This is a genomic window from Ruegeria sp. BK1 (genome assembly GCF_056535645.1).
In genome coordinates, this window is sequence record NZ_JBQFIS010000001.1 from 862,484 (window position 1) to 888,910 (window position 26,427).

Annotated in this window: 25 protein-coding genes and 1 pseudogene; 15 read left to right on the forward strand and 11 right to left on the reverse strand. The window is 59.0% G+C overall.

Annotated elements, in window-relative coordinates; all coding sequences use genetic code 11:
• Positions 1–2: 2 nt before the first annotated feature.
• The 5 genes from ACR3E7_RS04225 to guaA all read right to left on the reverse strand — a co-directional run bounded on the left by ACR3E7_RS04225 (position 3) and on the right by guaA (position 5,754).
• Entirely contained in the window at positions 3–875 is an 873-nt protein-coding gene (locus ACR3E7_RS04225) for an ATPase (RefSeq protein WP_170769579.1), read from the reverse strand.
• A 49-nt stretch (positions 876–924) separates the two neighbouring features.
• The gene (locus ACR3E7_RS04230; protein ID WP_480502916.1) at positions 925–1,821 is read right to left on the reverse strand and encodes a DMT family transporter; all 897 of its coding nucleotides are present in this window, start codon (positions 1,819–1,821) and stop codon (positions 925–927) included.
• 98 nt (positions 1,822–1,919) lie between these two features.
• A complete protein-coding gene (locus ACR3E7_RS04235; protein ID WP_170788600.1) occupies positions 1,920–3,068 on the reverse strand; it encodes an OmpP1/FadL family transporter in 1,149 nt (382 codons plus the stop codon).
• Positions 3,069–3,192: 124 nt separating this feature from the next.
• Complete coding sequence (locus tag ACR3E7_RS04240; RefSeq protein ID WP_480502915.1) at positions 3,193–4,098, reverse strand: DMT family transporter; 906 nt, start codon at positions 4,096–4,098, stop codon at positions 3,193–3,195.
• Positions 4,099–4,194: 96 nt separating this feature from the next.
• On the reverse strand, positions 4,195–5,754 hold the full coding sequence (guaA, locus tag ACR3E7_RS04245; protein ID WP_480502914.1) for a glutamine-hydrolyzing GMP synthase: 1,560 nt from the start codon (positions 5,752–5,754) through the stop codon (positions 4,195–4,197).
• Positions 5,755–5,836: 82 nt separating this feature from the next.
• On the opposite strand from guaA, the gene ACR3E7_RS04250 reads away from it, so the two are divergent.
• Both ACR3E7_RS04250 and ACR3E7_RS04255 read left to right on the forward strand, forming a co-directional pair.
• Positions 5,837–6,280: a GNAT family N-acetyltransferase gene (locus tag ACR3E7_RS04250; protein ID WP_480502913.1), complete on the forward strand. Its 444-nt coding sequence runs from the start codon at positions 5,837–5,839 to the stop codon at positions 6,278–6,280.
• Between the two features lie 129 nt (positions 6,281–6,409).
• Positions 6,410–7,954, forward strand: a complete 1,545-nt coding sequence (locus ACR3E7_RS04255) for a trimethylamine methyltransferase family protein (RefSeq protein ID WP_170769585.1) — start codon at positions 6,410–6,412, stop codon at positions 7,952–7,954.
• Here the strand turns inward: ACR3E7_RS04255 and ACR3E7_RS04260 are convergent, their stop codons facing one another.
• Positions 7,955–8,254, reverse strand: coding sequence for a DUF6477 family protein (locus ACR3E7_RS04260; RefSeq protein ID WP_170769586.1), 300 nt, complete (start codon positions 8,252–8,254; stop codon positions 7,955–7,957).
• A gap of 242 nt (positions 8,255–8,496) precedes the next feature.
• Between ACR3E7_RS04260 and ACR3E7_RS04265 the strand changes: the two genes are divergently transcribed.
• Both ACR3E7_RS04265 and ACR3E7_RS04270 read left to right on the forward strand, forming a co-directional pair.
• Positions 8,497–9,594: a DUF6456 domain-containing protein gene (locus ACR3E7_RS04265; RefSeq protein WP_170788603.1), complete on the forward strand. Its 1,098-nt coding sequence runs from the start codon at positions 8,497–8,499 to the stop codon at positions 9,592–9,594.
• Positions 9,595–9,643: 49 nt separating this feature from the next.
• Positions 9,644–10,567 (forward strand): hydrogen peroxide-inducible genes activator, encoded by a 924-nt coding sequence (locus ACR3E7_RS04270; protein ID WP_170784640.1) that lies wholly within the window; start codon positions 9,644–9,646, stop codon positions 10,565–10,567.
• Positions 10,568–10,640: 73 nt separating this feature from the next.
• Here ACR3E7_RS04270 and ACR3E7_RS04275 read toward each other — a convergent pair whose 3' ends face one another.
• Positions 10,641–11,189, reverse strand: a complete 549-nt coding sequence (locus ACR3E7_RS04275; protein WP_480502911.1) for a redoxin family protein — start codon at positions 11,187–11,189, stop codon at positions 10,641–10,643.
• 261 nt (positions 11,190–11,450) lie between these two features.
• Here ACR3E7_RS04275 and lipA point away from each other — a divergent pair, with 261 nt between their 5' ends.
• Complete coding sequence (gene lipA, locus ACR3E7_RS04280) at positions 11,451–12,401, forward strand: lipoyl synthase (protein WP_170784644.1); 951 nt, start codon at positions 11,451–11,453, stop codon at positions 12,399–12,401.
• Positions 12,398–13,564: an amidohydrolase gene (locus ACR3E7_RS04285; RefSeq protein ID WP_480502910.1), complete on the forward strand. Its 1,167-nt coding sequence runs from the start codon at positions 12,398–12,400 to the stop codon at positions 13,562–13,564. The genes lipA and ACR3E7_RS04285 overlap by 4 nt, the downstream gene beginning before the upstream one ends.
• Here the strand turns inward: ACR3E7_RS04285 and ACR3E7_RS04290 are convergent.
• Together ACR3E7_RS04290 and hpt are read right to left on the reverse strand one after the other, a co-directional pair.
• The gene (locus tag ACR3E7_RS04290; protein WP_170769592.1) at positions 13,545–13,904 is read right to left on the reverse strand and encodes a hypothetical protein; all 360 of its coding nucleotides are present in this window, start codon (positions 13,902–13,904) and stop codon (positions 13,545–13,547) included. The two genes, ACR3E7_RS04285 and ACR3E7_RS04290, sit on opposite strands and share 20 nt — an antisense overlap.
• Before the next feature lie 133 nt (positions 13,905–14,037).
• Positions 14,038–14,580 (reverse strand): hypoxanthine phosphoribosyltransferase, encoded by a 543-nt coding sequence (hpt, locus tag ACR3E7_RS04295; RefSeq protein WP_170784648.1) that lies wholly within the window; start codon positions 14,578–14,580, stop codon positions 14,038–14,040.
• Between the two features lie 73 nt (positions 14,581–14,653).
• Between hpt and ACR3E7_RS04300 the strand changes: the two genes are divergently transcribed.
• Both ACR3E7_RS04300 and ACR3E7_RS04305 read left to right on the forward strand, forming a co-directional pair.
• Entirely contained in the window at positions 14,654–15,100 is a 447-nt protein-coding gene (locus ACR3E7_RS04300; RefSeq protein ID WP_170769594.1) for a type II toxin-antitoxin system RatA family toxin, read from the forward strand.
• 38 nt (positions 15,101–15,138) lie between these two features.
• On the forward strand, positions 15,139–16,434 hold the full coding sequence (locus ACR3E7_RS04305) for an MmgE/PrpD family protein (protein WP_480502909.1): 1,296 nt from the start codon (positions 15,139–15,141) through the stop codon (positions 16,432–16,434).
• Here ACR3E7_RS04305 and pyrC read toward each other — a convergent pair.
• On the reverse strand, positions 16,431–17,468 hold the full coding sequence (gene pyrC / locus ACR3E7_RS04310; protein ID WP_480502908.1) for a dihydroorotase: 1,038 nt from the start codon (positions 17,466–17,468) through the stop codon (positions 16,431–16,433). The two genes, ACR3E7_RS04305 and pyrC, sit on opposite strands and share 4 nt — an antisense overlap.
• 152 nt (positions 17,469–17,620) lie before the next feature.
• Here pyrC and ACR3E7_RS04315 point away from each other — a divergent pair, with 152 nt between their 5' ends.
• Together ACR3E7_RS04315 and ACR3E7_RS04320 are read left to right on the forward strand one after the other, a co-directional pair.
• Entirely contained in the window at positions 17,621–18,529 is a 909-nt protein-coding gene (locus ACR3E7_RS04315) for an AAA family ATPase (protein ID WP_480502907.1), read from the forward strand.
• On the forward strand, positions 18,529–19,785 hold the full coding sequence (locus tag ACR3E7_RS04320; RefSeq protein ID WP_480502906.1) for a vWA domain-containing protein: 1,257 nt from the start codon (positions 18,529–18,531) through the stop codon (positions 19,783–19,785). Before ACR3E7_RS04315 ends, ACR3E7_RS04320 begins: the two co-directional genes overlap by 1 nt.
• A gap of 2 nt (positions 19,786–19,787) precedes the next feature.
• On the opposite strand, the gene ACR3E7_RS04325 is transcribed toward ACR3E7_RS04320, so the two are convergent.
• Positions 19,788–20,288 (reverse strand): hypothetical protein, encoded by a 501-nt coding sequence (locus ACR3E7_RS04325; RefSeq protein ID WP_170353103.1) that lies wholly within the window; start codon positions 20,286–20,288, stop codon positions 19,788–19,790.
• Between the two features lie 224 nt (positions 20,289–20,512).
• Here ACR3E7_RS04325 and ACR3E7_RS04330 point away from each other — a divergent pair, with 224 nt between their 5' ends.
• The 5 genes and pseudogenes from ACR3E7_RS04330 (at position 20,513) to ACR3E7_RS04350 (ending at position 26,383) form a co-directional block, all read left to right on the forward strand.
• On the forward strand, positions 20,513–21,481 hold the full coding sequence (locus ACR3E7_RS04330) for an XdhC family protein (RefSeq protein ID WP_480502905.1): 969 nt from the start codon (positions 20,513–20,515) through the stop codon (positions 21,479–21,481).
• Positions 21,478–22,479 (forward strand): molybdopterin-binding protein, encoded by a 1,002-nt coding sequence (locus ACR3E7_RS04335; RefSeq protein WP_480502904.1) that lies wholly within the window; start codon positions 21,478–21,480, stop codon positions 22,477–22,479. The genes ACR3E7_RS04330 and ACR3E7_RS04335 overlap by 4 nt, the downstream gene beginning before the upstream one ends.
• 109 nt (positions 22,480–22,588) lie before the next feature.
• Positions 22,589–23,074, forward strand: a complete 486-nt coding sequence (locus ACR3E7_RS04340; protein ID WP_480719392.1) for a (2Fe-2S)-binding protein — start codon at positions 22,589–22,591, stop codon at positions 23,072–23,074.
• 54 nt (positions 23,075–23,128) lie between these two features.
• Positions 23,129–25,489, forward strand: coding sequence for a xanthine dehydrogenase family protein molybdopterin-binding subunit (locus tag ACR3E7_RS04345; RefSeq protein WP_480506175.1), 2,361 nt, complete (start codon positions 23,129–23,131; stop codon positions 25,487–25,489).
• A 103-nt stretch (positions 25,490–25,592) separates the two neighbouring features.
• Positions 25,593–26,383: pseudogene (locus ACR3E7_RS04350) on the forward strand (FAD binding domain-containing protein).
• Positions 26,384–26,427 lie beyond the last annotated feature (44 nt).

Sequence of the window (26,427 nt, forward strand, 5' to 3'; positions counted from 1 at the left end):
AATTAAGCGCGGTTGGCGCGGGTCTCAAGGGTGCGTTCGATCAACTCATCGAAATCCGCGGCGTCACGCACATTGTGCATGTCGTTTGCGGTTACTGCCACGCCCCAGTTTTCGGCCATGGCCTGATAGCGCGGTTGGCGATGGGCCAACGCGCGGGCATAGGTCCAGCGGACAAAGGCGTCGGGGTCGACCTCGGCGGCGGTGCAGCCTTGTTCGATCAGATACTCCTCCCAGACCCGCGTCAGGAATTCGGGCTGGTAGGACATCGGTTTGGGGGCCTTGTCGAAACGGCGGATCAGCTCGGCAGTGTGGTCTTCGTCCCCCTTGAGCCAGATCATCAGGGTCTGGCGCGACAGTTCCGACAGAACCTGATCGCGCGGATCATTTGGGTCGACCCATTCACAGATAGAGCCGCCAGTATCGCAGATAAAATGCGGATATTGGTAAAGGCGCTGCGCGCGGTCGATAAAGTATTCGGTGTCCAGCAGGGCGTGGATCTCGGCGAGGCGGAACTGTTCCTGCCTGCGGCGGTATTCCGACAGCTCCAATCCGCCCAATGCCGGGTTGCCGGGTTTGCCGAGATAGGCGGCGACGGGGGTCAGGTTTTCGAACGAGATATTCGAGCCGATATAGATCGAATCCGTTAGAAGAAGATCACGCAGGAACGGGACCTTCATCGCTTCGGCCTTGGCGTTGTCGGTGATGTATTCGCCCATATAGCGGGTACCAATGCGGTAATCGATCGAGTAGTGGAACCAGTCGCCCGAATCCCGCAGCACATTCGACACATAGGTTTTGCCCAGCCCCGACATGCCGAAGAAAAGCACTTTTTTCCGTGCCGCGCCCTGCCAGTCTTTTGCCGAGTTGTAGATCATCGACCGCTATCCCTTTTTCCAACCTTGCTAATTCGGGGCAGCGGCGGCGTCAATCACGTCTGGCCGAGCGGTTAAGGGTCAAGAGCCCGGCCGCCAGAACCGCAAAGCCCAAATAGGCTTGTGGCGGCAGGGCTTCATCCCGCAAAAGGCTGCCTAAAAGGATCGCCACAGGTGGAATGACAAGCGTGACCAGCATCAGATTTCCGGCACCCGCCATGGCGAGAACGCGGTAGTACAGCAGGTATGCGCCGGCGGTGGCGATGAGCGCGTAGTAGGCAATTGCCAGCCACGTTTCGGCGGGCAGGGCAAATGACGGCATCCCGTCTGTCATTAGGGAGAGCGGCAATATCATCATCGTTGATCCCGTCAGCATCCCCGCAGCGGCAACGATTGGCGAAAGATCGGCGAGGGTCGCGCGAGCCCATGCTCCGGCGAAGGCATAGGACAGGGTGCCTGCGACGATGGCCAACTGCGCCAGATTGCGCAGGTCGAAGGTGACTAAATTCTGCCAACCGATGGCGATCGTCACCCCGGTAAAGCCCAACCCAACCCCAACCGCGCGGGTCAGCGTCAAGCGTTCGTCCCGAAAGAACACCGCAGCGACCAGCACGCCGAAAATGGCAGTCGCTGCGTTCAGAATCGAGGTCAGCCCCGTTTCGATATACAACTGAGCCCACGCCATGAGAGAGAACGGGATCGCATTGTTCAAAAGGCCCATAACCAGAAAGGCTCCCCAAACGCGGCGGTTTGTCGGGATTTTCGACCCCTTGATCCAAACGACCAGCCATAAAGCTAACATCGCCCAGAAAACCCGGTGCAACACCGAGGTCATGACCGGTACCGTATCCAATGCAATACGAATCGACACGAAGGACGCGCCCCAGATTACGCCCAACAGTAAAAGTTCAGCCCATGCACGGCCTGAAAGGTGTTTTTGATCCATCATGCCGGTATTTCGCACGCTGCGATGATTCAAGGCGACCCGAAAGATGCGAAAAAGGCCCCGCCGATCAGGCAGAGCCTTTCAAGTAATCACTGAATGGATCAGTCCAGCGCGTAAGTCAGCTGCAGACCGGCACTCCAAGCAGAGTTGCCGCTGAATTCACCACCAGTGGTGGTGGTGGCGTCGCCGATGTCTGTATAGCGAATGCCGCCCGAGATCTGAGCTTTCTCAATCGAGTAGGTGCCACCTACGCCAACGCTCCAGAAGCCATTGGTCGGGCCGAGGTTCGACACTTCGGAGCCTGTGTCCTTCTCATAACCGAAGGACAGGGCGCCCGAGAATTCTTCGGAGAACTGGTAGCCGACACCCAGAGCGTAGGTGAAGGTGTCATCCGCGAAGCTTACAAGTGGATCGCTGTTGGGCGGTAGGCCGGTAAAGACCGGCGGTGAAACGTCAGACTGCGGCCAGTCGACCCAACGAATCGAACCGAACACCAGAGTCTTGGGCGCAACTCCGGTCTGGAAGTCCAAGTTGACAGACTGAGGCGAGACGATCTCGGTTTCGGTGTCCTGGGTTATCAAAGGTGCGCCGGGAGCCAGTGCGTTGAACGATTCAGTAGACGATACATCGTGGGTGATTTTCGAACTGTAAACCAGCGACACACGTGCCGCGATTTCAGGGCGTTCCCACGCCACGCCGACCACGTAGCCAAAGTCAATTTCGTCGCTGAAGTCGACTTCATAGCCTAGGACAGCCGGAACTGCGACATTGGCTTCGACGCGCTGAGCGCGGACGCCGCCGATGGCACTAAAGCCTCCGCTGAACTTGTAACGCAGCAGTGCAGTGATAGCGTCAAAATCTGCGTCGGCTCTTAATACGTCGGTTCGCCCGCCCAAACCCGCAAGAACTGTTGGATTCAGTGATAGGGGATAATTTGCAGGGTAGCTAACGTCCGCACCGAAAGGTTGATCATAGATCAGGGCAAAATCCAATGTTTCGTTGATTGCCCGTTTGTAACCCAATCCCGGTGAGAAAAAGTCCTCGGCGATGTCTCCGGAGTCGACGTCCCCCAGCCCGGGTGCAAACTGTGAGCCACTGATATCGGGGTCAGCGTAGCCAAGACGTGCCTGAACTACCGAGCCTTCTTCGAAGATCAAGTTGATGCCCTGACCGCTGCGGTCCAGACCCGCCGCGTGAACGCCGGTCGCACCAACGCACAAAGCGCACGCCTGCAGAAGCGCCTTTTTCATAGAATTCCTCCCTAATACTCTCCTGACATCTGCGCGGGGATCGTGTGTGAGTGCGCGCAGTGTGGTTGCTTGGACGCTCGATATTCACTCACGGGTCATTTTAGCGTCAACTAGTGACCGTGCGTTACTTGTGACGAGTGTTAGGGGAATCTGTTGCCAAACTGTTACGATTCTCTGCCCGAACGTTCAGAAAGATACCTGAAAAGATCACAACGGCACCTAGCAGCGTCCAGTGATCCAGCGGTTCGTTGTAAAGAATCACCCCCACAATGGCAATTGTGGGGAGCCTGGCGAAGTCAAAAGGAACAACAACTGTAGCGGGCGCGATCGCCAGCGCGTTGGTAATGCAGAAATGCGCCAGAAGCCCTGCGAACCCCACCAACAATAAGAACGGGGCGGTCGATAAGGTCGGCAGAACCATCTGACCGTCAACGACTGATGCGGCAAAGCCCAGCCCGGTTTGAATGACCGTCAGCCAGAACATGATGCAGCCGATACTGGCGAATTTAGTGAGTTTCTTCGTTGAAATCGTCGTCAGTGCGAAAAAGATGGCAGAGAGAGCTGCGGCGATCACTCCTGCACTTAACGGCACCGCGCCAGGGCGTGCCACGATCAGGATACCGGCAAACCCGATCAGCGCCGACAGGATGCGTATAGTGGTCAATCGCTCGCCCAATAGAAGCGGTGACAGCAGGATCACCCAGATGGGCTGAGTAAACTCAAGTGCAAAAACCTGCGCCAGAGGCACGACCGACACCGCGTAGAACCAAAGGTTCTGTCCGGTAAAGTGCATCACGTTGCGCAGACTGTGCAGCCCCAGACGATGCACCGAAATCTGATGCCATTTTCCTGTCACTGTGAGAACAAGGCTTACCACGCAGATGCCCACAATGCTGCGGTAGAACATGATCTCGAATGTATCATGCGTGACGCTGAGTTCGCGCCCGGCCACGGCCATCGAGGAAAACGACGCAATCGCCCCCAGCATCCAGAGCGCGGCCTTGCCGATTTGCGGTCTGGAACTGTCCATGAAAAGCCCTGTCTATTCTGGAATTTGTTGTCTTGATAAGTAACGGCAAATCGACCGACCAGAAACAAAAAAGCCGGGCAGAAGCCCGGCAATTTATCACTCCCATTCGATCGTGCCCGGAGGCTTTGAGGTGATGTCATAAGTACAGCGGTTGATGCCCTTGACCTCGTTGATAATCCGCGTGGCGGTCTCGCCTAGGAATTCATGGGTGAAGGGGTAATAGTCGGCAGTCATACCATCGACCGAAGTCACCGCGCGCAGCGCGCAGGCATAGTCATAGGTGCGCCCATCGCCCATCACGCCCACGGTGCGTACGGGCAGGATGGCCACGAAGGCCTGCCAGATCTCATCATAGAGACCATGTTTGCGAATCTGGTCGATATAGACGGCATCCGCCTCGCGCAGAATCTCCAACTTTTCGCGGGTGATTTCACCGGGGCAACGGATTGCCAGACCGGGGCCGGGGAAGGGGTGACGACCGATGAAGCTGGCGGGCAGGCCAAGTTCACGGCCCAAGGCACGGACCTCGTCCTTGAACAGTTCGCGCAGGGGTTCAACCAGTTTCAGGCCCATTTTTTCGGGCAGGCCGCCGACATTATGGTGCGACTTGATCGTGACCGAGGGGCCGCCCGAAAAGGACACCGATTCAATGACGTCGGGGTACAAAGTGCCCTGAGCCAGGAACTCGGCCCCGTCGATAGTGTCGGCGTGTTTCTGGAACACGTCGATGAACAGCTTGCCGATGATCTTGCGCTTGGTCTCAGGGTCGGACTGGCCTTCGAGTTCGCCGAGAAACAGCTCGCTTTCGTCCGCGTGGATGAGTTGGATGTTGTAGTTGTCGCGGAACATGCCGACGACTTCCTCGGCCTCGTTCTTGCGCAGCAGCCCGTGGTCGACGAACACACAGGTCAGCTGGTCGCCGATCGCCTCATGAATCAGGATCGCCGCGACCGAGCTGTCGACGCCGCCGGACAGACCGCAGATGACCTTCTTGTCGCCCACCTGTTCGCGGATTTTATCTATCATTTGTTCGCGGTAGGCGCCCATGGTCCAGTCGCCCTTGAACCCAGCGAGCTTCACGAAATTCTCGTACAGCTTCGCGCCTTTCGGCGTGTGATGTACCTCGGGATGAAACTGAACCGCATAGAAGTGACGGCTTGCATCAGCAGTGATCGCGAAAGGCGCGTTAGGCGAGGTGCCGAAAACTTCGAACCCTGGTGCGATTTCGCTGACGTGGTCGCCATGGCTCATCCAGACCTGCTCGTCACCCTCGGCGAACCAGTCTTCGAGAATATCGAGACGGTTCTGAGGCGTCACGAACGCACGTCCGAACTCGGCAGTGCCGTGGCCGCTTTCGACCTTGCCACCAAGTTGATGCATCATCACCTGCTGACCATAGCAGATGCCCAGAATCGGTACGCCATAGTCGAAAATCTCTTGCGGCGCGCGCGGAGAACCCTCGCGCGTCACGCTGTCCGGCCCGCCTGATAAAATCACGGCCTTGGGCGCCATCTGACGCACGAAGTCCATTGTGACGTTCTGATAAGGGTGGATTTCGCAATAGACGTTCAGTTCGCGCAGGCGGCGCGCGATAAGCTGCGTTACCTGGCTGCCGAAGTCGATGATCAGAAGGCGGTCATGGGTGTCCTGGGTCATGGTTGGCTATTAGGTCGCAAGCCTTGCATGTGCAAGCGCTATGACGGCAATAATGCAGGCATGGCAACGGAAAAGGTCGCAAATGTCTGAAATCGAACTGCGCCCGGCGACCGTGGATGACACACAAGCGGTCACAGACTGCATCGCGGCGGCATATGCCACGGCCTTGCGCGACCTGCCAGATTTGCCGGATGTGACCGATGGTGTGGCCGAGGATATCGCAAACCAAACGGCCTGGGTGGCCGTGCAGGGCGGGGATGTCATGGGCTTCATCGTATTTGGTCAGGTTGATGGCGCGGTGATGATCCATAACCTTGCGGTTTCACCAAGCGCCCAGGGTAAAGGGCTGGCAAAGCGCTTGCTAGGTGTCGCCGAAACCACCGCTCGTGTCAGTGGGTTGAAGAAACTCAGGCTGCGAACTCATCGTTTGATGAAGCAGACTGTATCTCTGTATCTTCATCTGGGTTGGGTGCAGCAAAAGGTGAGTGGAAACAGTGTTCTGATGGAAAAAACGCTGACAGAATAGCAACCGGGTCCACCGCGTTGGCGCAAAGCAGATGTCGCTTTTCCCCCGATAGCGCCGTAATCCATATGCTTTTCCCGCTTTAGCTGCTGTACCAAAATAATCAAACCAACCAACAGACGGGATCTTCACATGGCTGAGGCAAACACCCGGCGCCGGGCAAGAGGTGGCGGTGGCGCCGCCCGCCGGGCCGAGCGCACCGCGGTACGTATCGAAACAGCAAAGTATATCGAACGCAACATTCCGAACTTCGAAGTTCTGAACGAAGAAGCGTTGCAGATCATCGAAACCAACGCCGAAACCATTCTGGCCGAGGTCGGTGTCAACTTTGTCGACAACCCCGCCGCGCTTGAGCGTTGGAAGAACGCCGGTGCGGATGTTGACGGTGAGCGGGTCCGCATCCCGCGTGGTCTGGCGCGTGAGTTGATCAAAACCGCTCCCAGCGAATTCACCCAGCACGCCCGCAACCCCGAGAAATCGGTGGTTATCGGCGGTCGCAATCTGGTTCTGGCCCCGGTCTATGGCCCTCCGTTCGTGCGCGACGCTCAGGGTGGCCGTCGCTATGCGACCATGGATGATTTCAACAAGTTCGTGAAATTGGCCTACATGTCCAAATGGCTGCACCACTCGGGCGGTACGGTCTGTGAACCCACGGACATCCCGGTGAACAAGCGTCACCTGGACATGCTGATGGCGCATATGACCCTGTCGGACAAGCCGTTCATGGGGTCGGTCACCGATCCCAGCCGCGCGCAGGATTCGATCGAGATGTGCGAGATCCTGTTCGGCAAAGAATTCGTTCAGGAAAACACGGTCATGACCTCGCTGACCAACATCAACTCGCCGATGACTTTCGACGATGTGATGATGGGCTCTTTGGAAGTATACGCGGCGAATAATCAAGCCTGCATCATCTCGCCCTTCATCGTGGGCGGCGCTATGGCTCCAGTCTCGGTTGCGGGGACGCTGACTCAGGTGCTGGCCGAAGTGATGGCTGGTGTTGCCTATAGCCAGATCATCCGTCCCGGTGCTCCGGCTATTTTTGGTGCCTTCGTGTCGTCGATCGACATGAACTCGGGCGCGCCGACCTTTGGTACGCCTGAGGCGTCGATGGTCACCTATGGCGCAGGTCAGCTGGCCCGTCGTCTGGGACTGCCGTTCCGCTCGGCCGGGTCATTCTGCGGCTCGAAACTGCCTGATGCGCAGGCCGCGTATGAGACAGCCAACTCGTTGAACATGGGCCTGATGGCGGGTGTGAACTTCATGCTGCATTCCTGTGGCTGGCTAGAAGGCGGTTTGGTTGCCGACTTTGAAAAGTTCGTCATGGATGCCGACCAGTTGGGCGTACTGCACGGTCTGGCCAAGGGCGTTGCCTATGACGATAACGCACAGGCAATGGATGCGATCCGGGAAGTTGGCCCCGGCGGTCACTACCTTGGCTGTGCCCACACACAGGCGAACTTCAAGGAGGCATTCTGGAAGTCTGATCTGCTGGACTACAAACCGTTCGAAACTTGGGAAGACGAAGGTGGCCGCGACACGCGCCAGTTGGCGTCGTCGCGGGTTGAGCACCTGCTGGCCAACTACCAGCAGCCGCAGCTCGACCCCGGGATCCACGCGGCCCTGAATGAATATATCGAGAAGAAAAAGGCCTCCATGCCGGACGCCTTTGCTTGATTACTGATATTGCGCGGCGCGGCTGGCCTTGTACAGCTGCGCCTCGCCCAGTAGCGCGATCAGCAGGTCCAGATGACGGACCAAGGAATAGGCCGCATCTTCGGCAACTCGCTGCGCGTTGACCTCTCTCTCCATATCCATCAGCCGGATCAGCGCCGCGCCTGTTCCGGGCAGGGATCCGTAGCCCAGAATGCGCTGCAAGTGCCGATCCCGGTCATAGTCCTGCGCGCCGTGTTTTGCCGCCCGTGCTAACAGGCGAGGGCGGCGTAAAGCGGTAATCATGGTCATCAGATCTTGCATGGAAGGGGTCCCTTGTCTGTGTAAAAGTCTCCGTCTTTGTCACACAACCTAAGCGGGTGTTGCTTTAAATGCTTTCCCTCCGAACGATGGTTTCATGACTGTTTATGATTTTGAATCAAATCTGGTTTTTACCCCCGTTGGTTAACGAACGAGTAACGAAAGCGGCTCTAGTTAGAATTGGTTAACACATTCATCGGGGGCGATTGGAATCAGAATTGGATTGTCGACGAGGGCAAGTAACTATGGAAAATAACGTGGCTTTCACCATTCCGGCCTGGGTACCTGAGGGGGCGCAGAGATATCTGGCGCATACCGAGACCGGTCAGTCGATCCGCGACATTGCGCGGTCCGCGGGGTGCCATGCGTCGACCATACTTCGGCAAATACGTCGCGTTGAAATGCGGCGCGATGACCCGCTGGTGGATGCTGCCCTGCAATCCTTGGCCGAGACGCATTTCTCGGACACCTCCGAGAAGTTCCCAGCCGGGCATGAAGATCGGGTTGCTGCGGCCGAAGAAGAATTCTCGCGCGAGGCGCTGCGGGTTCTTAGGCGGTTATGCGAATCCGGGGCGGTGCTGGCCGTAGCCGAGGAAATGGATAAAGCGGTTGTGGTGCGCGACAGTGGCGACAATAGCGCGACCCGAACGGCGGTTGTGGACTGCAAGTTGGCGCAGGCGCTGGCGTTGAAGGATTGGATCACCTGCGACAATCCCGGTCGCATTTCCCGCTACCGGATTTCATCGTCTGGGCGCACCGCGCTCAGTCAGTTGGTCGCCGAGGCCGAGAACAAGGCGCGCAGCCGCAACGACTTTGGAATGGCCGAGGCGCAGGCTCCGTTTCAAACGGCGTCGTCGCTGGCGCAGGTCGGAGCGGCCAAAACGGAAGGACGCCGTCGGATGCGCTATAGCGCGGCCGAGAGCCCACTGATCGCCCTGGCGCGCCGCCGGGACCGGGATGGGAAACCCTTTCTGGATGAAACCCTTGTCCGAGCAGGAGAGCGGTTACGCGAAGATTTCGAACTGGCCCAGATCGGCCCACAAGTGACGCAGAACTGGGATCATTTCCTGACCGCGGGTGGGCGTGGCAGCTTTGGTGCAGGTATGAAAGATGGACGCGGTTCTTCCGATGCGCGGGATCGGGTCGAATGCGCCTTGTCCGATCTGGGGCCAGGTCTAAGCGACGTAGCGCTGCGGTGTTGCTGTTATCTTGAGGGACTCGAACTTGCCGAAAAGCGTATGGGCTGGTCGGCGAGGTCAGGAAAAATCGTCCTGCGGATCGCGCTTCAGCGCCTAAAGCGCCACTACGAGGATCAGGCGGAAAAGAACCGAATGATCGGCTAGGGTAATAATTTGCCCTTGCGGTTGGGCGGTGTTGAGATAATCAAAGGTTATGAATTTCACGCTCAGACAACTTCAATATTTCAATGCCGTGGCCGATCAGCGTAATTTTGGCCGGGCGGCGCAGATGTGCAACGTCTCGCAACCCGCCCTGTCGGTGCAGATCAAGGCGCTGGAGGAAACGCTGGGCGGCCCGCTGTTCGAACGGCAGGCTCGCGATATTCTGCTGACGCCGCTAGGGCGGGACGTTCTGGACTATGCGCAGCAGGTGCTGGGCGCAGCGGACCGGCTTGACCAGTTCGCGCGCGACCATTCAGGCGGGCACAGGTCTTTGTCTATCGGGATTATTCCCACCATCGCGCCCTATATCCTGCCGGGAGTTCTTGCAGGGCTTCGCGCCTCAGATGTCTCGCTACGGGTGCAGATTCGCGAGGCGCGCACGGACCGTCTATTGGCCATGCTGCGCGCTGGAGAGATCGACGCAGGCGTCATGGCGCTGCCGTCTGGCGGCAATGAGCTGTTCGAACTGCCCTTGTTTGAAGACCGCTTCTTGCTGGCAGGCAGCGCGGGTCGTTTGCAGACCATGAGGCAGGACCCCGAGGCGCTGCGCCCCGTCGATTTGCAAACCACGCAGTTAATGCTTCTGGATGATGGCCATTGCCTGACGGATCAGGCGCTTGAGGTCTGCGGGCAGGATCGCAGCAGTGGGTTGATCAATATGGGCGCGTCTTCGTTGGCGACTCTGTCAAGGCTTGTAGCCGAAGGATTCGGTTTGACGTTGATGCCGGAACTGGCAGCGAAGGCCGAAACCGGGGCGGTGCCGGGGTTAAAGCTACAACGGTTCGGCAAACCGCAGCCCTTTAGAACCGTGGGATTGGTCCGGCGCAGGTCTACCCGTGCCGAGGATTGGTTTGACAGTCTAGCCGATGTGATCCGTGTGGTCGGTGAAGACATCGTGTCGATTACGCGTATATAAATCCTGTCGGTCACGCGTACACAAAAAAGACCCGCCAAAAGGGCGGGTCGTTCCGACTTCAAAAGATGGACGCTCAGGCCAGCGCAGGTTCTTTTGAGTCTTCCAGATGCTGCATCAGCGTTTCCGGTGAGGATACGCCATATGGGTCTTCAGGGCAGTTATCCATCAGGCCGGGCTCTTCGAACCATGCGTCGACCACGCCATCATTGACGATGGCCGCATAGCGCCACGAGCGCATTCCGAACCCCAGATTGTCCTTGTCGACCAGCATCCCCATCTTGCGGGTAAACTCGCCCGAGCCGTCTGGGATGACTTTGACGTTCTTCAGCCCCTGATCCTGGGCCCATTTGTTCATGACAAAGCTGTCATTGACCGACATGCAGTAGATCTCGTCGATCCCTTTGGCGATGAAATCGGCATAGCCGTTTTCGAACCCGGGCAGTTGGTAGGTCGAGCATGTGGGCGTGAACGCACCGGGCAGCGAGAACAGGATGACCCGTTTGCCTGCAAAGTAATCTGCGGTGGTCTTGTCTTCCCAACGGAAGGGGTTGGGGCCTTCGACGGCGTCATCGCGGACGCGGGTGTGGAACGTGACCTCAGGCAGTTTGGCACCGGATTTCATATTCATCTCCTGTTATTCATTGATGATTTTTCGGCTCTTTAAAAGAGTTCCAACCCCGCTTCAATCGGCCTTTTGCTGCAAGTGCGAATTTGCCTAATCTGCTGAAATCGTGCGGTGGTTCGCACCCAATCGCGTGTCGCAACTGTTGAATGCTGCGTCGCAAAAACACCAACGCATGGCGGATATGTCCCAGTGGCATGGTGCGGATCGTCAGACTATGTTAGACGACAGCAAATTGACCCAAAGTCAGGAAAGCCAGCCGTGCGTGATCTGAAGATCCCCGAACAACGTCACCCTGAAAAGGCCCATAAGCCCGATAATGCTCAGCCCAAGAAACCAAGCTGGATTCGGGTCAAAGCGCCGGGCGGCAAAGGTTATGCGGATACGCGGCGGATCATGCGGGACAACAACCTAGTCACCGTCTGCGAAGAGGCAGGTTGCCCCAATGTTGGTGAATGCTGGAGCCAAGGCCACGCCACCATGATGATCATGGGCGAAATTTGTACTCGAGGTTGTACCTTCTGCAACATCGCTACTGGCCGACCGGATGCGCTGGATGTGTTCGAACCGGGTCGTGTGGCCCATGCGGTTGAAAAGCTGGGGCTGAACCACGTGGTGATCACCTCGGTGGATCGCGACGATCTGGCCGACGGTGGGGCAGACCACTTTGCCCAGACCATTCGTGCGGTGCGGCACCGCTCGCCCAAGACGACGATCGAGATTCTGACCCCGGACTTTCTGAAATGCGAGCCATCGGTTCTGGAAGCTGTGGTCGAGGCGAAGCCGGATGTGTTCAACCACAATCTTGAAACTGTGCCGGGTCTCTACCCTGAGGTGCGCCCCGGTGCCCGCTATTTCCATTCTTTGCGCTTGTTGCAGCGGGTCAAGGAACTCGATCCGTCGATCTTTACCAAATCCGGCATCATGGTTGGGCTTGGTGAGCAGGAACAAGAAGTGCGGCAGGTGATGGATGATATGCGCGCTGCCGATATCGATTTTCTGACCATTGGTCAGTACTTGCAACCGACGCCGAAACACCATGCGGTGGATCGGTTCGTGACGCCGGAGGAATTCGCGTCGTACGAAAAAGCGGCCTATGGCAAAGGTTTCCTGATGGTTTCGGCCACGCCGCTGACCCGGTCGTCTTATCATGCGGGCGATGACTTTGCCCGCCTGCGCGCCGCACGGCAGAAAATGTTGGATCAGGGGTGAGTCCCGAGACGCTGGCGCGACTAACCGCTCTGCGCCATGACCTGCACCGGTTTCCCGAACTGTCAGGGCAAGAGAATAACACAGCTGCGCGTGTGGCCGGTCTGCTGACCGATTTGGGCGCTGACGAAGTCCTGACCGGTATCGGCGGTCATGGAGTGGCCGCAGTATTCGATGGCGCGGCACCTGGACCCACCGTCGCCATTCGGTGTGAGTTGGATGGTCTGCCGATTCAAGAACTGGGGGATTTGCCTTACTGTTCGCAGATCCCCGGCAAAGGGCATCTGTGCGGGCATGATGGCCATATGGTCATGGTGCTGGGCGTAGCTGATCATCTGGCCCAGGCCCCTCCGCAAAAGGGCCGTGTGGTGTTGATCTTTCAACCCGCCGAGGAGACCGGGCAGGGGGCAGTATCATATATAGCTGATCCTCAGTTTGCGCCAATCGCGCCGGACTTCGTATTTTCGCTGCACAACCTGCCGGGCCTTGCGCTAGGTGAGGTGCTGCTGTGTGAGGGCCCCGCCAACTGCGCGTCACGCGGGATGCGGGTGATGCTTGGTGGCAAGACCTCTCACGCGGCGGAACCGCAGGATGGAATTTCGCCGGCTGGAGCGCTCGCGTCTTTGATGCCGGAGCTTGCGGATCTAGGAACGGGCGGTGCATTGAATGCCGATTTCGCCCTGACGACCGTGACCCATGCGCGGCTGGGCGAACCCACATTCGGCGTCGCCCCCGGAGCGGCCGAACTGTGGGTGACGCTGCGCACCGTGTCTGACACCCGTATGAAATGCTTGATCGCCGAAGCCGAAGATCTTGTCACCCAAACAGCAGAAGCCCAGGGATTGGCGGTCAAGATCACTTATGAGGATGTGTTTGAGGCCTGCACAAACAATGCGCAAGCAGTGGCTGCGGTTGCCGAGGCTTGTGTCACGGAGGGCGTGCCTTGCACTCTCACGAATGAGCCTCAAAAGTTTTCCGAGGATTTCGGCCAGTTTGGCAAAAGCGCCGCGGCGGCGATGTTTTGGCTGGGTGCCGGACAAGCGCACCCGCAACTGCACAACCCGGACTATGATTTTCCGGACGCGCTGATCCCTGTAGGGGTAGATGTTTTTAGTGCAGTAATTCGATCTCTTGTAGGCCGAGCCCTCAGTTTACGAGATCACTGACAATTCCAACGGCATCAATAACTGTTTTTGTGTCATCGGATATCGACAGGATTTCGTCATCTACGCGGATATACCGCTGACCGGCGGGCAGGGGTTTCAACTTCCAGCCATCGAGGTCGTCAAGATAGTCAAAATCCAAGTCATTAGGGATTTTCTGACCTCGCGTGTAACGCTTGATCTGTCCTGGCGGTACACCGACGCCTTTATTTGTTTTTACCGACTTTTCAATTTTCGACTTGTCGGGGCCTTTACCTTTGCCCTTGTTGTCCTTTGCATCCGCAATTCCAACTGTTGCGGCTACCGCGCAAGCCGCCATAAGTCCAATAGACAGTGTTTTCATACGTAAAAAACCTCCCAAAGTACTCGAATGGTAGTCTCTTGCTGGGAGGAATGTCCAATAATATTCAAATAGGAGAATTTTTAGGAAGCTTAACCACTGCTACTTGCACAAACTGGATAGGTCAGAGGGCCGCTCAGTCTTTGACAAATCGCACCTTGCCAATAAAGGGCAGGTTGCGATTGCGTTGCGCGTAATCGATGCCGTAGCCCACGACAAACTCATCAGGGATTTCAAACCCGATCCAGTCCGAGCGGAAATCGACCTCGCGGCGGCTGGGTTTGTCCAGCAACGCAATGGATTTCAGCCGCGCAGGCTTGCGGCTTTGCAGCAGTTTGGTAACGTGGTTCAGCGTGTGGCCGGTATCGACAATATCTTCAACCACCAACACATCGCGTCCTTCAATTGCGCCGCGCAAGTCCTTGAGAATACGTACTTCACGGCTGCTCTCCATGGAATCCCCATAAGAGGACGCCTCGAGAAAATCCACTTCGATAGGCAGGTCCAACTCGCGCACCAAATCAGCGATAAAGACAAAACTGCCGCGTAAAAGACCAACGACAACCAGCTTGTCGGTTGCGCCAAACTCGGCTGTGATCTCGCGGCACAACTCCTCGATCCGGGCGGCGATGGCCTTGGCCGAGATCATCTCATCTATCACATATGCGCGGTCTGTCATCACTGCCCCCTTGATCTTTGGCGCGCAACATACGACATGACGCGCCATTGTCACCTGCAAATAGCGGACCGCCATGCCGACCCATTCCGAGACACGTCACCTGCCGTATACCGCTCAGCAGATGTATGACCTTGTCGCGGATGTGGCGAAGTATCCGCAGTTTTTGCCGTGGTGCGCGGCGGCCCGGATCAGGCGCACTTATGCGGCGGGCGAGGCACAGGTGCTAGAGGCCGACCTGGTGATTTCCTTCAAAGTGTTCCGCGAACGGTTCGGCAGCCGCGTGACACTACACGCCGAGGAGCGCCGGATCGACACCGAGTATCTGGACGGGCCGTTCAAATACATGAAATCCGATTGGCAGTTCGCGGACGCGCCTGAAGGGGGCTGCAACATCTCGTTTCATGTGGATTTCGAGTTCAAGAACGCCATCCTGCAGGGCATCATCGGGGTCGTCTTTAACGAAGCCATGCAACGTGTGGTCAAAGCCTTCGAGGCCCGCGCCGCAGATTTGTACGGCTAAGGCTTTACCCGACCCCGGCGCACGCTAGACTGCGCCGCATGAGTGATTTTACCAATACCTTGGCCAGGTTTGCTGCTGGCCCCGTTTCCACGTCGCGACAAGCCCGCATCGTGACGTCTTTGTCCGTTTTGGATTGGCTGGCGGTGGGGCGGGCTGGGGTAGACGAACCCGTTTCGCAGACCGTGCGCGCCTTGGTTCTTGATGAGGGCGGCACCATGCAGGCCCATCTATTCGGCGGTGGGGCCGCGCCCTTACGCGGGGCGGCTCTGGTTAACGGGACGGTGTCGCATGCGCTCGATTATGACGACACGCATTTCGCCCATATCGGCCATCCGTCGGTGGCCATTCTACCTGTGGCGCTTGCGCTTGGTGAATGGGACGACCGCATTCTTGTGGATGTTCTTGAGGCCGCTTTGGTGGGGATGGAGGTCTCGATCCGCGTGGGGCTGTGGTTGGGGCGCGACCATTATCAGGCCGGGTTTCATCAGACGGCTACAGCCGGCGCGTTTGGGGCGGCCTTGGCTGCGGGCCGTATTCTGCGGTTCGATGTGGATCAGATGCGCAAAGTTCTGGGTCTGTCGGCGACCCGCGCGGCGGGGCTCAAAGCGCAGTTTGGAACTATGGGTAAGCCCTATAACGCGGGGCTTGCGGCCTCGGCTGGCGTCGAGGCGGCTTTGCTGATCGCCAAAGGTTTTGATCCAAATGTCGAGGCTATGGAAGGCCCTTATGGGTTCGGCGCAACCCATCAGGGGCAAAACGATACGCAAACCGCGCTGGACCGGTTGGGCGAGGATTGGTTGTTCGAATCCGTCAGCCACAAGTTCCACGCTTGCTGCCACGGGCTGCACGCAGCGCTGGAGGCCGCACGCACGTTGGATATCGCCGAACCCGAAGTGGCCGAGATCACGGTCAAGACCCATCCGCGATGGATGAGCGTGTGCAACCAGATTTCTCCGACAACTGGGCTGGGCGCAAAGTTCTCATATCGGACGGTGATTGCGATGCAGGCTCTGGGATATGACACCGCCTTGCCCGTCAGCTATTCCGAGAAAACCTGCGCCGATCCGCGCCTGATCTCGCTGCGCGATCGCGTTACGGTCGAAGCGGATGAAACGCTGTCCGAGACGCAAGCCCACCTGATCCTGCTGCGCCGTGATGGTGCGCGCAAAGAGGCCAGCCATGATCTTCTGACCCCGATGCCCTTATCTGAGCGAGAAGATCGGGTGCGCGGCAAGGCCGCCAAACTGATCGGAGGTGACGAGGCGGACTCGATCTGGTCGATGCTGCGCACAGGAGGCCGCGCCCGCGATCTGGCGGCATTGCTTGCGGATTAGACCACGCGCCAATGCAGCGGGAATCCTGGGTCGAACACCGTGACAGGCCCGTCACCAGAGTCGATTTTTTCGGGATACACGACCGGTTCGCCCTTGGTCAGTGTGATCGTGTCCTCATTCACCGGCAGGCCATAGAAACCGGGGCCATTGAGCGAGGTAAACCCTTCCAGCTTGTCCAACGCCACTTCACGGTCGAACATCTCGGCCACTAGTGACATCGTGTTCGTCGCGGTGAAGCACCCGGCACAGCCGCAGGCCATTTCCTTGTTCGCATCCGTATGCGGTGCACTGTCAGTACCAAGGAAGAACCGCGCATCGCCCGAGGTCGCAGCAGCCAACAGCGCCAGCCGGTGTTCCTCGCGCTTGGCGACGGGCAGGCAGTAGTAATGTGGCTTGATCCCGCCAACCAGAATATGGTTGCGGTTGATGATCAGGTGATGCGCCGTGATCGTCGCGCCCAGATCAGTACCATTGGCTTTGACATAGTCCACGCCGTTCGCGGTCGTGATATGCTCCATCACCACGCGCAGGCTGGGGGTCGATTTGCGGATCGGATCTAGAACGCGCTCGATAAACACGGCCTCACGGTCGAAAATGTCGATCTCCGCATCCGTAACCTCGCCATGCACACACATGGGCAGGCCGATCTCGGCCATCTTTTCCAGTACCGGGCGCACATTGTCGAAATCCCGCACGCCCGAGGCCGAATTGGTCGTGGCCCCTGCCGGATACAGCTTGCACGCCTTGATCAGCCCGCTGGCATGGGCGGCGGCGACATCCTCGGCATCCGTGTCCTCGGTCAGATAGAGAGTCATCAGCGGCTCGAACGCCATCCCATCGGGCAGGGCGGCCAGAATGCGGTCACGATAGGCGGCGGCCTGATCGCCGCGCACCACGGGCGGTACAAGGTTTGGCATGATAATCGCGCGGGCGAAATGGCGCGCAGTTTCGGGCAGGACAGCTTCCAGCATCGCGCCATCGCGCAAATGCAGGTGCCAGTCGTCGGGGCGGCGGATCGTCAGGGTATCGGTCATGGCCCCCGGCTAGCACAGTGCGCGCAGCCGTGAAAGGCCCCGAATGCACGGCTGCCCCTTGTCAACATGCCCGAACGTCGTAACTCCTTGCAAAGCCCCGGTCTTGACGCGCGCGCGCCGTCGTGACCTCTTGTGCCCCGAGGGAGATCGCCATGACACAGCCAAATTCCATCGACGCCGTTCAGACCATGCTGGGCGATCAGGGCTATGTCTGCGGACGGGCCTTGGCCACGGTTGTCTTCCTGTCGCTGAAACTGGGCCGCCCGCTATTTTTGGAGGGAGAGGCCGGTGTCGGCAAGACAGAGATCGCCAAGGCGCTGGCCGCCGGGCTGAACCGCCGACTGATCCGACTACAATGTTATGAGGGGCTAGATGCGTCCTCCGCCGTTTACGAATGGAACTTCCCAGCGCAAATGGTAGCAATCCGCACAGCCGAAGCCTCAGGCGGCGCCGACCGGGGTGCCTTGCAATCCGAGTTGTTCTCGGACGACTACCTGATCGAGCGCCCGCTGCTGCAAGCTATGCGCCCGGACGAACACGGCGCGCCGGTCCTGCTGATTGATGAATTGGACCGTACGGACGAGCCTTTCGAGGCGTTCCTGCTCGAAGCGCTCAGCGACTTTCAGGTTACAATCCCCGAACTGGGCACCGTCAAAGCGCCGGAACCGCCCATCGTCATCGTTACCTCGAACCGGACGCGCGAGGTGCATGACGCCCTGAAGCGCCGCTGCCTCTATCATTGGGTCGACTACCCCGATTTCGAGCGCGAGATCGAAATCCTTCACGCCCGCGCACCCGAAGCGGCACAGGAGCTCAGTCGTGAGGTGGTGGCCTTCGTCCAGCACCTGCGCACCGAAGACCTGTTCAAGAAACCTGGCGTGGCCGAGACGATCGATTGGGCCAAATGCCTGCTGGCACTTGATGTGATCAACCTCAGCCCCGAAGTGATCGGCGACACGCTGGGCGCGATCCTGAAATACCAGGACGACATCCAGAAACTGCAGGGTTCTGAGGCAAAACGTATTCTGGACGAAGCCAAAGCCACGCTTGAACCGGTGTGATGGCTGAGCAGCTTCCCCTAGATATCCCAGATGACCCCAAACTGGCGCAGAACATCACCCATTTCGCGCGGGCCCTGCGCAAGGCGGGATTGCCCGTAGGTACGGGCCGTGTTGTCGATGCCATCCGCGCGGTGCAGGCTGCCGGGTTCTCGGAAAAGCAGGATTTCTACTGGACCCTGCACGCCTGTTTCGTGAACCGCCCCGAACATCGCACAGTGTTCGCGCAGGTCTTTCGAATGTATTGGCGCGACCCGCGGTATATGGAGCATATGATGGCCATGATGCTGCCTGCGATCCGTGGTGTTCAGGAAGACCGCAAGGCCGACGCGGGCGAAAAGCGCGCGGCCGAGGCGCTGTTAGACGGTGTCGAACGCGATCAGCCAGAGACGCAAGACACGGGCGAAGAAACTGAGCTTGAGATCGACGCCTCACAAACCGCCTCGACCGAGGAACGCTTGCGCAGTCTGGACTTTGAACAGATGAGCACCGCAGAGATCGCTCAGGCCAAGCGCATATTGGCCCGTATGACGCTACCCGTAAAACCAATCGAATCCCGGCGCGGTCAAGCCAGCCATGTAGGGCAAAGGATCGACCGCGCCCGCACCTTGCGCGCCGCCATGCGCCAGGGCGGAGAGTTGCACGAAATCGCCCGTCAGAAACCCCGAACCCGCTGGCCCAATCTGGTGGTGCTGTGTGATATCTCGGGGTCGATGAGCCAATACAGCCGCATTATCCTGCATTTTCTGCACTCGGTCTCGAACGCGAAAGGCGCGGGATGGGCCAAGGTTCACGCGTTCACTTTCGGGACGCGGCTGACCAATATCACCCGCCACCTGCATCAGCGCGATGTGGACGCCGCTTTGGCCGCCGCTGGGGCGGAAGCGCAGGACTGGGAGGGCGGCACCCGCATCGGCGAATGCCTGCACGCGTTCAACCGCGACTGGTCGCGGCGCGTCATGGGGCAGGGAGCGGTGGTTCTGCTGATCTCGGACGGATTGGACCGGGGCGAACCGCAAGCGTTGGGAAAAGAGATGGAGCGTCTGCACCTTTCCGCCCGCCGTCTGATCTGGCTGAACCCACTGCTGCGCTGGGACGGGTTTGCACCTAAGGCGCAGGGCGTGGCCGCGATGTTGCCGCATGTAGACAGCTTTCGGGCCGGGCATTCGATTGCCTCGCTCGAAGATCTGGCCGAGGTCATCTCGAAACCCGATGACATGGGTGAGAAAGCGCGGCTGATGACCGCGCTTTCGAGTTAGGGTTAACTCAGCTGTTCTTCATTGCACTTGCGGGCCATTTCCATGGCCTTGTAGGTGCCAGTCAGATCCACGGTGAAGGCAAATTCCTTCTCGGGGAAGACAAGCATCACCTTTTGCTTGGCAATGTCTTCAGCGAATTGGGGATCATTGGACAGAACGTAGCCGCCCGAATACCCCTTGGTGATGTTACCCTTCATGCCGGTGGCTTCACCGATATAGAGATTGTCGCCCAGAAGAATTGCCACAGCCTCGGTATCGCCGCGCTTGATGTCGGTTTTTTCTTTGGTGAAGACGCCCACATAGCCAACGCCGCGATCTTCGGTTAGCCCCATCTGAACCACGTTCTCGGAGTCATCGATAGCCTCAATCAGGCAGGATTTCTTGTCCTGATCAATGAATACCTTCCAGCCCTCGACCTCGCCATAGCGCAGGAATGTATCTGCACTGACTGCCGTAGATGCCAAAAGTCCGATTGCTGTTCCGAGTGCAAAAATGCGTTTCAACTCTTTGTCTCCCTTGTGAAAATTAAATATGCGCATATTGGAATGCAGCAGATGTATGTGTAGGCTAGAATCTGCTCTGCAGACAATCAATGCTTTGCAGAAAATGGTAAAAACTCAGCTAATTCGCGCCGAAGCCTGACTGCCGCGTCTGACCTTAAAGTCGGGGTTCCTTTTCATCTGGCCAAACCTGCCTATGTTGGGTCAAAGCACTATGGGAGGGCGCAATGGACAGATTCGACAACAGCCCAGAAACTGCGCTGCGCTGGTTCAGCAATGGCAAAAAGGCCGCGCTCGCCACCGTGGTTGAGACTTGGGGAAGCGCCCCGCGCCGTGTGGGCGCGCAGTTGGTCATTGGCGGCGATGGTCGGATCGAAGGCTCGGTTTCGGGCGGTTGTGTCGAAGGCGCTGTGATCGTCGAAGCGCTTGAGGCCATAGATGAAGGCGAAGCACGTCTGTTGGAATTTGGTGTCAGCGACGAAGATGCGTTCGCTGTTGGTCTGGCCTGTGGAGGGACGATTCGGGTGTTGGTCGAGCCCATCGGAAGCGTTCTGCCCGAACCCATGCTTCGTGATCTGGTCGAGGCGCGTGCCGCGCGAGTTCCACTCGCCTATGAGGTAAATGTCGAGACCGGCCACCGCGCGCTGCGTCGCAACGCTTATACCGACCGGCTGCGCATGGATCGCTCGGGGTTTGAAGAGGACGGCAAGACCTTTGTGGCCGTTTACAACCCACCTTTGCGCCTGATTGTCGTGGGTGCGGTTCATATTGCGCAGGCGCTGGTGCCGATGGCACGGATTGCAGGGTATGACCCCGCGATTATCGACCCACGGGATGCTTTTGCGTCCAGCGCCCGTTTTCCGGGTGAAAACATACTGACCGATTGGCCGGATGAGGCTGTTGCCAAGCTGGGTCTGGATTCGCGCACTGCTGTGGTGTTGTTGACCCACGACCCCAAGCTGGACGACCCGGCGCTGGAATCAGCGTTGGCCGCCGGGGTGTTTTACATCGGTGCTCTGGGCTCGACCCGGACCCATGCCAAACGCGTGGCTCGTATGACCGAGGCCGGGTTCACCGAAGATCAGATTGCCCGCATTCATGGTCCGGTTGGTCTGGATATCGGGGCTGCCGATCCGTCCGAAATTGCAGTCGCCATATTGGCACAGATGACCGCCGTGTTACGAGGCAAGGCGTGAAGTTCGGTCCTGTCCCCGTTGCCGAGGCCGTAGGCACGATCCTTGCCCATTCGATCAAGGTCGGTGACCGTAAGCTGCGTAAAGGCATCGCGCTGACGGCAGACCACATCGAAGACCTGACCGAGGCTGGCCTTGGCTCCGTCACTGTCGCGCAACTGGAACCCGGTGACTGTCACGAGGATGAGGCCGCCCGGATGCTGGCCGCCGCTCTAGCTCCGAACCCAACCGAGGCGGGTTTACGCGTGACCCAACCATTCACCGGTCGCGTGAACCTGCTGGCGGATGGACCGGGCGTCGCCGTGCTGGATGTCGAGGCGTTGGAAGCGTTCAATCGCGTCAACCCGATGATCACCGTCGCGACTGTTCCGCAATACCAGCAGATGGGCGAAGGCGGCATGGTGGCTACGATCAAGGTTATCTCTTATGCCGTGCCCGGAGGCGATGTGATGCACGCAGCACGTCTGGCACAGGCATCCATCCGTATGGTCTCGCCGGTTCACAAAACGGCGGGTCTGGTGGTGACTGATATTCCCGGTGGCCCGTCGAACGAAAAGGGGATCGCAGCGATCCGCGGCCGTGTCGAAGCCCTGGGGATGGAACTGTCAGACGTTCGGATCGTCCCGCATCAGGCAGAACCTTTGTCCTCGGCTGTGTCCGACGCTGAGGGGGATATCGTCATGATTCTGACCGGCTCGGCCACGTCCGACGTTTGCGACGTGGCGCCCGAGGCGGTACGCGCCGCCGGAGGGCAGGTGGACCGGTTCGGAATGCCGGTCGATCCGGGCAACCTTCTGTTTCTCGGAACGCTTAGCGAGCGGCCCGTGATTGGCTTGCCGGGCTGCGCGCGTTCACCTGCACTGAACGGGGCCGATTGGGTTTTGTCCCGCGTGGCCTGCGGGATCGAAACAACGGGGCTCGACATCGCCGGAATGGGTGTTGGTGGGTTGCTGAAAGAGATCCCGACGCGCCCGCAGCCCCGTTCTTCTCGGAAACCGTGATGCGGTGAGCTTTCCCGACAATCCTCTGAACCGCCTCAGATTTTTGTTCTCAAATGAAAACCCGCGTGTTTAACTCCACCCGAGGAACAACACGAAACGGGAGGATTTCATGGCACAGGTCTCGATGACTGTGAACGGCGTAGCTGTGAGCGGTGAAGTTGAGGGACGGACGTTATTGTCTGGCTTTTTGCGTGATCATTTGGGGATGACGGGGACGCATGTTGGGTGTGACACGGCGCAATGTGGTGCGTGTGTTGTGCATGTTGATGGTCAGGCTGTGAAGTCTTGCAACATGCTTGCGCTTGAGGCGGACGGGTCTGATGTTGGCACGATTGAAGGTCAGGCGACTGCGGATGGGTCTTTGAACGTGATCCAGCAGGCGTTTCAGGATCATCACGGTCTTCAGTGCGGGTTCTGCACGCCGGGGATGGTGATGAGTGCGGCGGCCTTGCTGAAGGACAATCCGCGTCCGACCGAGGCCGAGATCCGGCATTATCTGGAAGGCAACCTGTGCCGGTGCACGGGCTATCATAACATCGTCAAGGCGATCATGGCCGCATCGGGTCAGGACGTGAGCAACATCGCTGCCGAATAGGGCGGCGGGCAAGAATTTTCGTCGAAAATTCTTTTCCAGGGAGGAGATCAAGCAATGCCCAAAGACAGTGGCATCGGAGCCAGTTCCAAGCGGCGCGAGGACGTGCGCTTTCTGACCGGAGCGGGCAATTATACCGACGACATCAACGTGGCCGGACAGGCCTATGTGTATTTCCTGCGCTCGGATATCGCGCATGGCCGGATCACCAGCATCGACACCTCGGCCGCTGAGGCCATGCCTGGTGTGGTCAAAGTGTTTACCGGCAAGGATTTCGAAGGGGTGGGTGGCATCCCCTGCGGCTGGGAGGTGACCGACAAGCACGGTGCGCCCATGCAGGAACCGGCGCACCCCATTCTGGCGCAAGGTAAAGTGCGTCATGTGGGCGATCCCATCGCGGCCGTGGTGGCTGACAGCCTGGAACAGGCGCGCGACGCGGCCGAGGCGATCGATCTCGATATCGAAGAACTGCCCGCCGTGATCGACATGAAAGCCGCCGCCCAGGAGGGCGCGACGCTGGTCCATGACGATCTGAAGAACAACATCTGCTATGACTGGCAGCTGGGTGAGGCGGATGACGCTAAGGTCAATGAGGTCTTTGCCAATGCGGCCCATGTGACCACGCTGGATCTGGTGAACAACCGTCTGGTTGCCAACCCAATGGAGCCGCGCGTGGCGGTGGCGGAATACAGCCGCGGGACCGAGGAGTATACGCTCTATACCACCTCGCAGAACCCGCATGTGATCCGTCTGCTGATGTGCGCCTTTGTGCTGGGCCTGCCGGAGCATAAGGTGCGCGTTGTGGCCCCGGATGTGGGCGGTGGTTTTGGCACCAAGATCTTCCATTATGCGGAAGAGGCATTTGTGACCTTTGCGGCCAAGGCCTGCAACCGGCCTGTGAAGTGGTCGGCCAGCCGGTCCGAGGCGTTCATGTCCGATGCTCATGGCCGCGACCATGTCAGCACGATCGAACTGGCGCTGGATGCGGACAATAACTTTGTCGGTCTGCGCACCAACACCTTTGCGAACCTTGGCGCCTATCTGTCGACCTTCTCAAGTTCCGTGCCCACATGGCTGCACGGCACGCTGATGGCAGGCAATTACAAGACGCCGGTCATTCAGGTGAACGTGAAGGCGATGTTCACCAACACGGTGCCGGTGGATGCGTATCGCGGCGCGGGCCGGCCCGAGGCGACCTATCAGCTGGAGCGCGTCGTCGACAAAGCCGCGCGCGAGTTGGGGGTCGATCCCATTGCGCTGCGCCGGCAGAACTTCATCACCCAGTTCCCCTATGACACGCCGGTGGCGCTGACCTATGACACTGGCGATTACAACGGGACCATGGACAAGCTGGAGGCCGCCGCCGATCTGGCCGGCTTTGCCGCGCGGCGCGCGGAAAGCGAGGCCAAGGGCAAGCTGCGGGGCCTTGGGATCAACTGCTATATCGAGGCCTGCGGCATAGCGCCGTCGAACATCGTGGGCATGCTGGGCGCGCGCGCGGGTCTCTATGACGCGGCGACCGTGCGGGTGAACGCCACCGGCTCGATCAGTGTCATGGTCGGTGCACACAGCCATGGACAAGGGCATGAGACCGCCTTCCCGCAGGTTGTGGCCGACATGATCGGCATCGACGAGTCGATGGTCGAGATCGTGCATGGCGACACCTCGAAGATCCCGTTTGGGATGGGCACCTATGGCTCGCGTTCGCTGGCGGTCTGTGGCTCGGCCATGGTCAAGGCCACCGAGAAGGTGATCGACAAGGCCAAGAAGATCGCCGCTCACCTGCTGGAGGCGTCGGAGGCTGATATTGAGCTGAAGGATGGTCAGTTCAGCGTGGCGGGCACCGATAAATCGGTGGCCTGGGGCGATGTGACCCTGACGGCCTATGTGCCGCATAACTACCCGCTGGAGGTCGAGCCGGGGCTGGAGGAGACCGCGTTTTACGACCCGGCCAACTTTACCTTCCCCTCGGGCGCCTATGCCTGCGAGGTCGAACTGGACCCCGAGACCGGCAAGGTCAGCATCGAGGCCTTCACCGCCGCCGATGACTTTGGCAATATCGTCAACCCGATGATCGTGGATGGTCAGGTGCATGGCGGTATCGGTCAGGGTATCGGTCAGGCTCTGCTGGAGAACTGCGCCTATGACGAGAATGGCCAGCTGCTGAGCGCGTCCTTCATGGATTACGCCATGCCGCGCGCCGATGATGTGCCCTTCTACGGCGTGGATCATTCCAGCCAGACGCCATGCACGCATAACCCGCTGGGTGTGAAGGGCTGTGGTGAGGCTGGGGCCATTGGCTCGCCGCCGGCTGTGGTCAATGCGGTTCTGGATGCGATGAACTCGGGCGGCAAAGCGGTGGATCACATCGACATGCCGGTCAGCCCGTCGCGCGTCTGGGCGGCGATGAACAGCTGAGTTGAGAGGGTGGACCGGGGGCCAGCCCCCGGACCCCCGAGGTATTTTTGAACAGAAGAAGGGCGGGGCGTGCCGTGTCCTGATTTTGGAAAGGAAAAGCGGAATGTATAATTTCGAGTTTGAGAAGCCCTCGAGCATCGCCGATGCGGTGGCTGCGTTGGGGGCTGAGGATGCGCAGGCGTTGGGGGTGGTCAGACGCTGATCCCGACGTTGAAGCAGCGGTTGGCGGCGCCCTCGGCGCTGGTGTCGCTGAGCGGGATTGCCGAGATGCAAGGGGTTTGCATCGAGGATGATGGCTCGGTCGCTATCGGTGGGGCGACGACCCACGCCACGGTGGCGCGCGAGGCGGCGGCAAGCTATCCGGCGCTGGCAGCATTGGCGGGGCAAATCGGGGATCCGGCAGTGCGCAATCGCGGCACCATTGGTGGCTCGGTGGCCAATAACGATCCGGCGGCCTGTTATCCGGCGGGTGTGTTGGGCTCGGGCGCAACTATTGTGACCAATGCGCGGCAGATCGCGGCGGATGATTTCTTTCAGGGCATGTTCACCACGGCGCTGGACGAGGGTGAGATCATCACATCCATCCGCTTCCCGGTGCCGCAGGCGGCGAGCTATCAGAAGTTCCTGCAGCCGGCCTCGCGCTTTGCGTTGGTGGGTGTCTATCTGGCGCGGTTTGCGGATAGTGTCCGCGTGGCCGTGACCGGTGCCAGCGAGGACGGCGTGTTCCGCTGGTCTGAGGCCGAGGAAGCCCTGACAAAAGAGTTCCGCGCCGACGCGCTGATGGGTCTCAAGGTGAACCCGATGAACATGATCGGCGATCTGCATGGCAGCAAAGACTACCGCGCGCATCTGGTCAGCGTCATGACCAAACGCGCCGTACAAGCCTGCGCGTAACCGCCTAGACAAACGAACCCAAAAGCCCCGCAACAAAAGCGGGG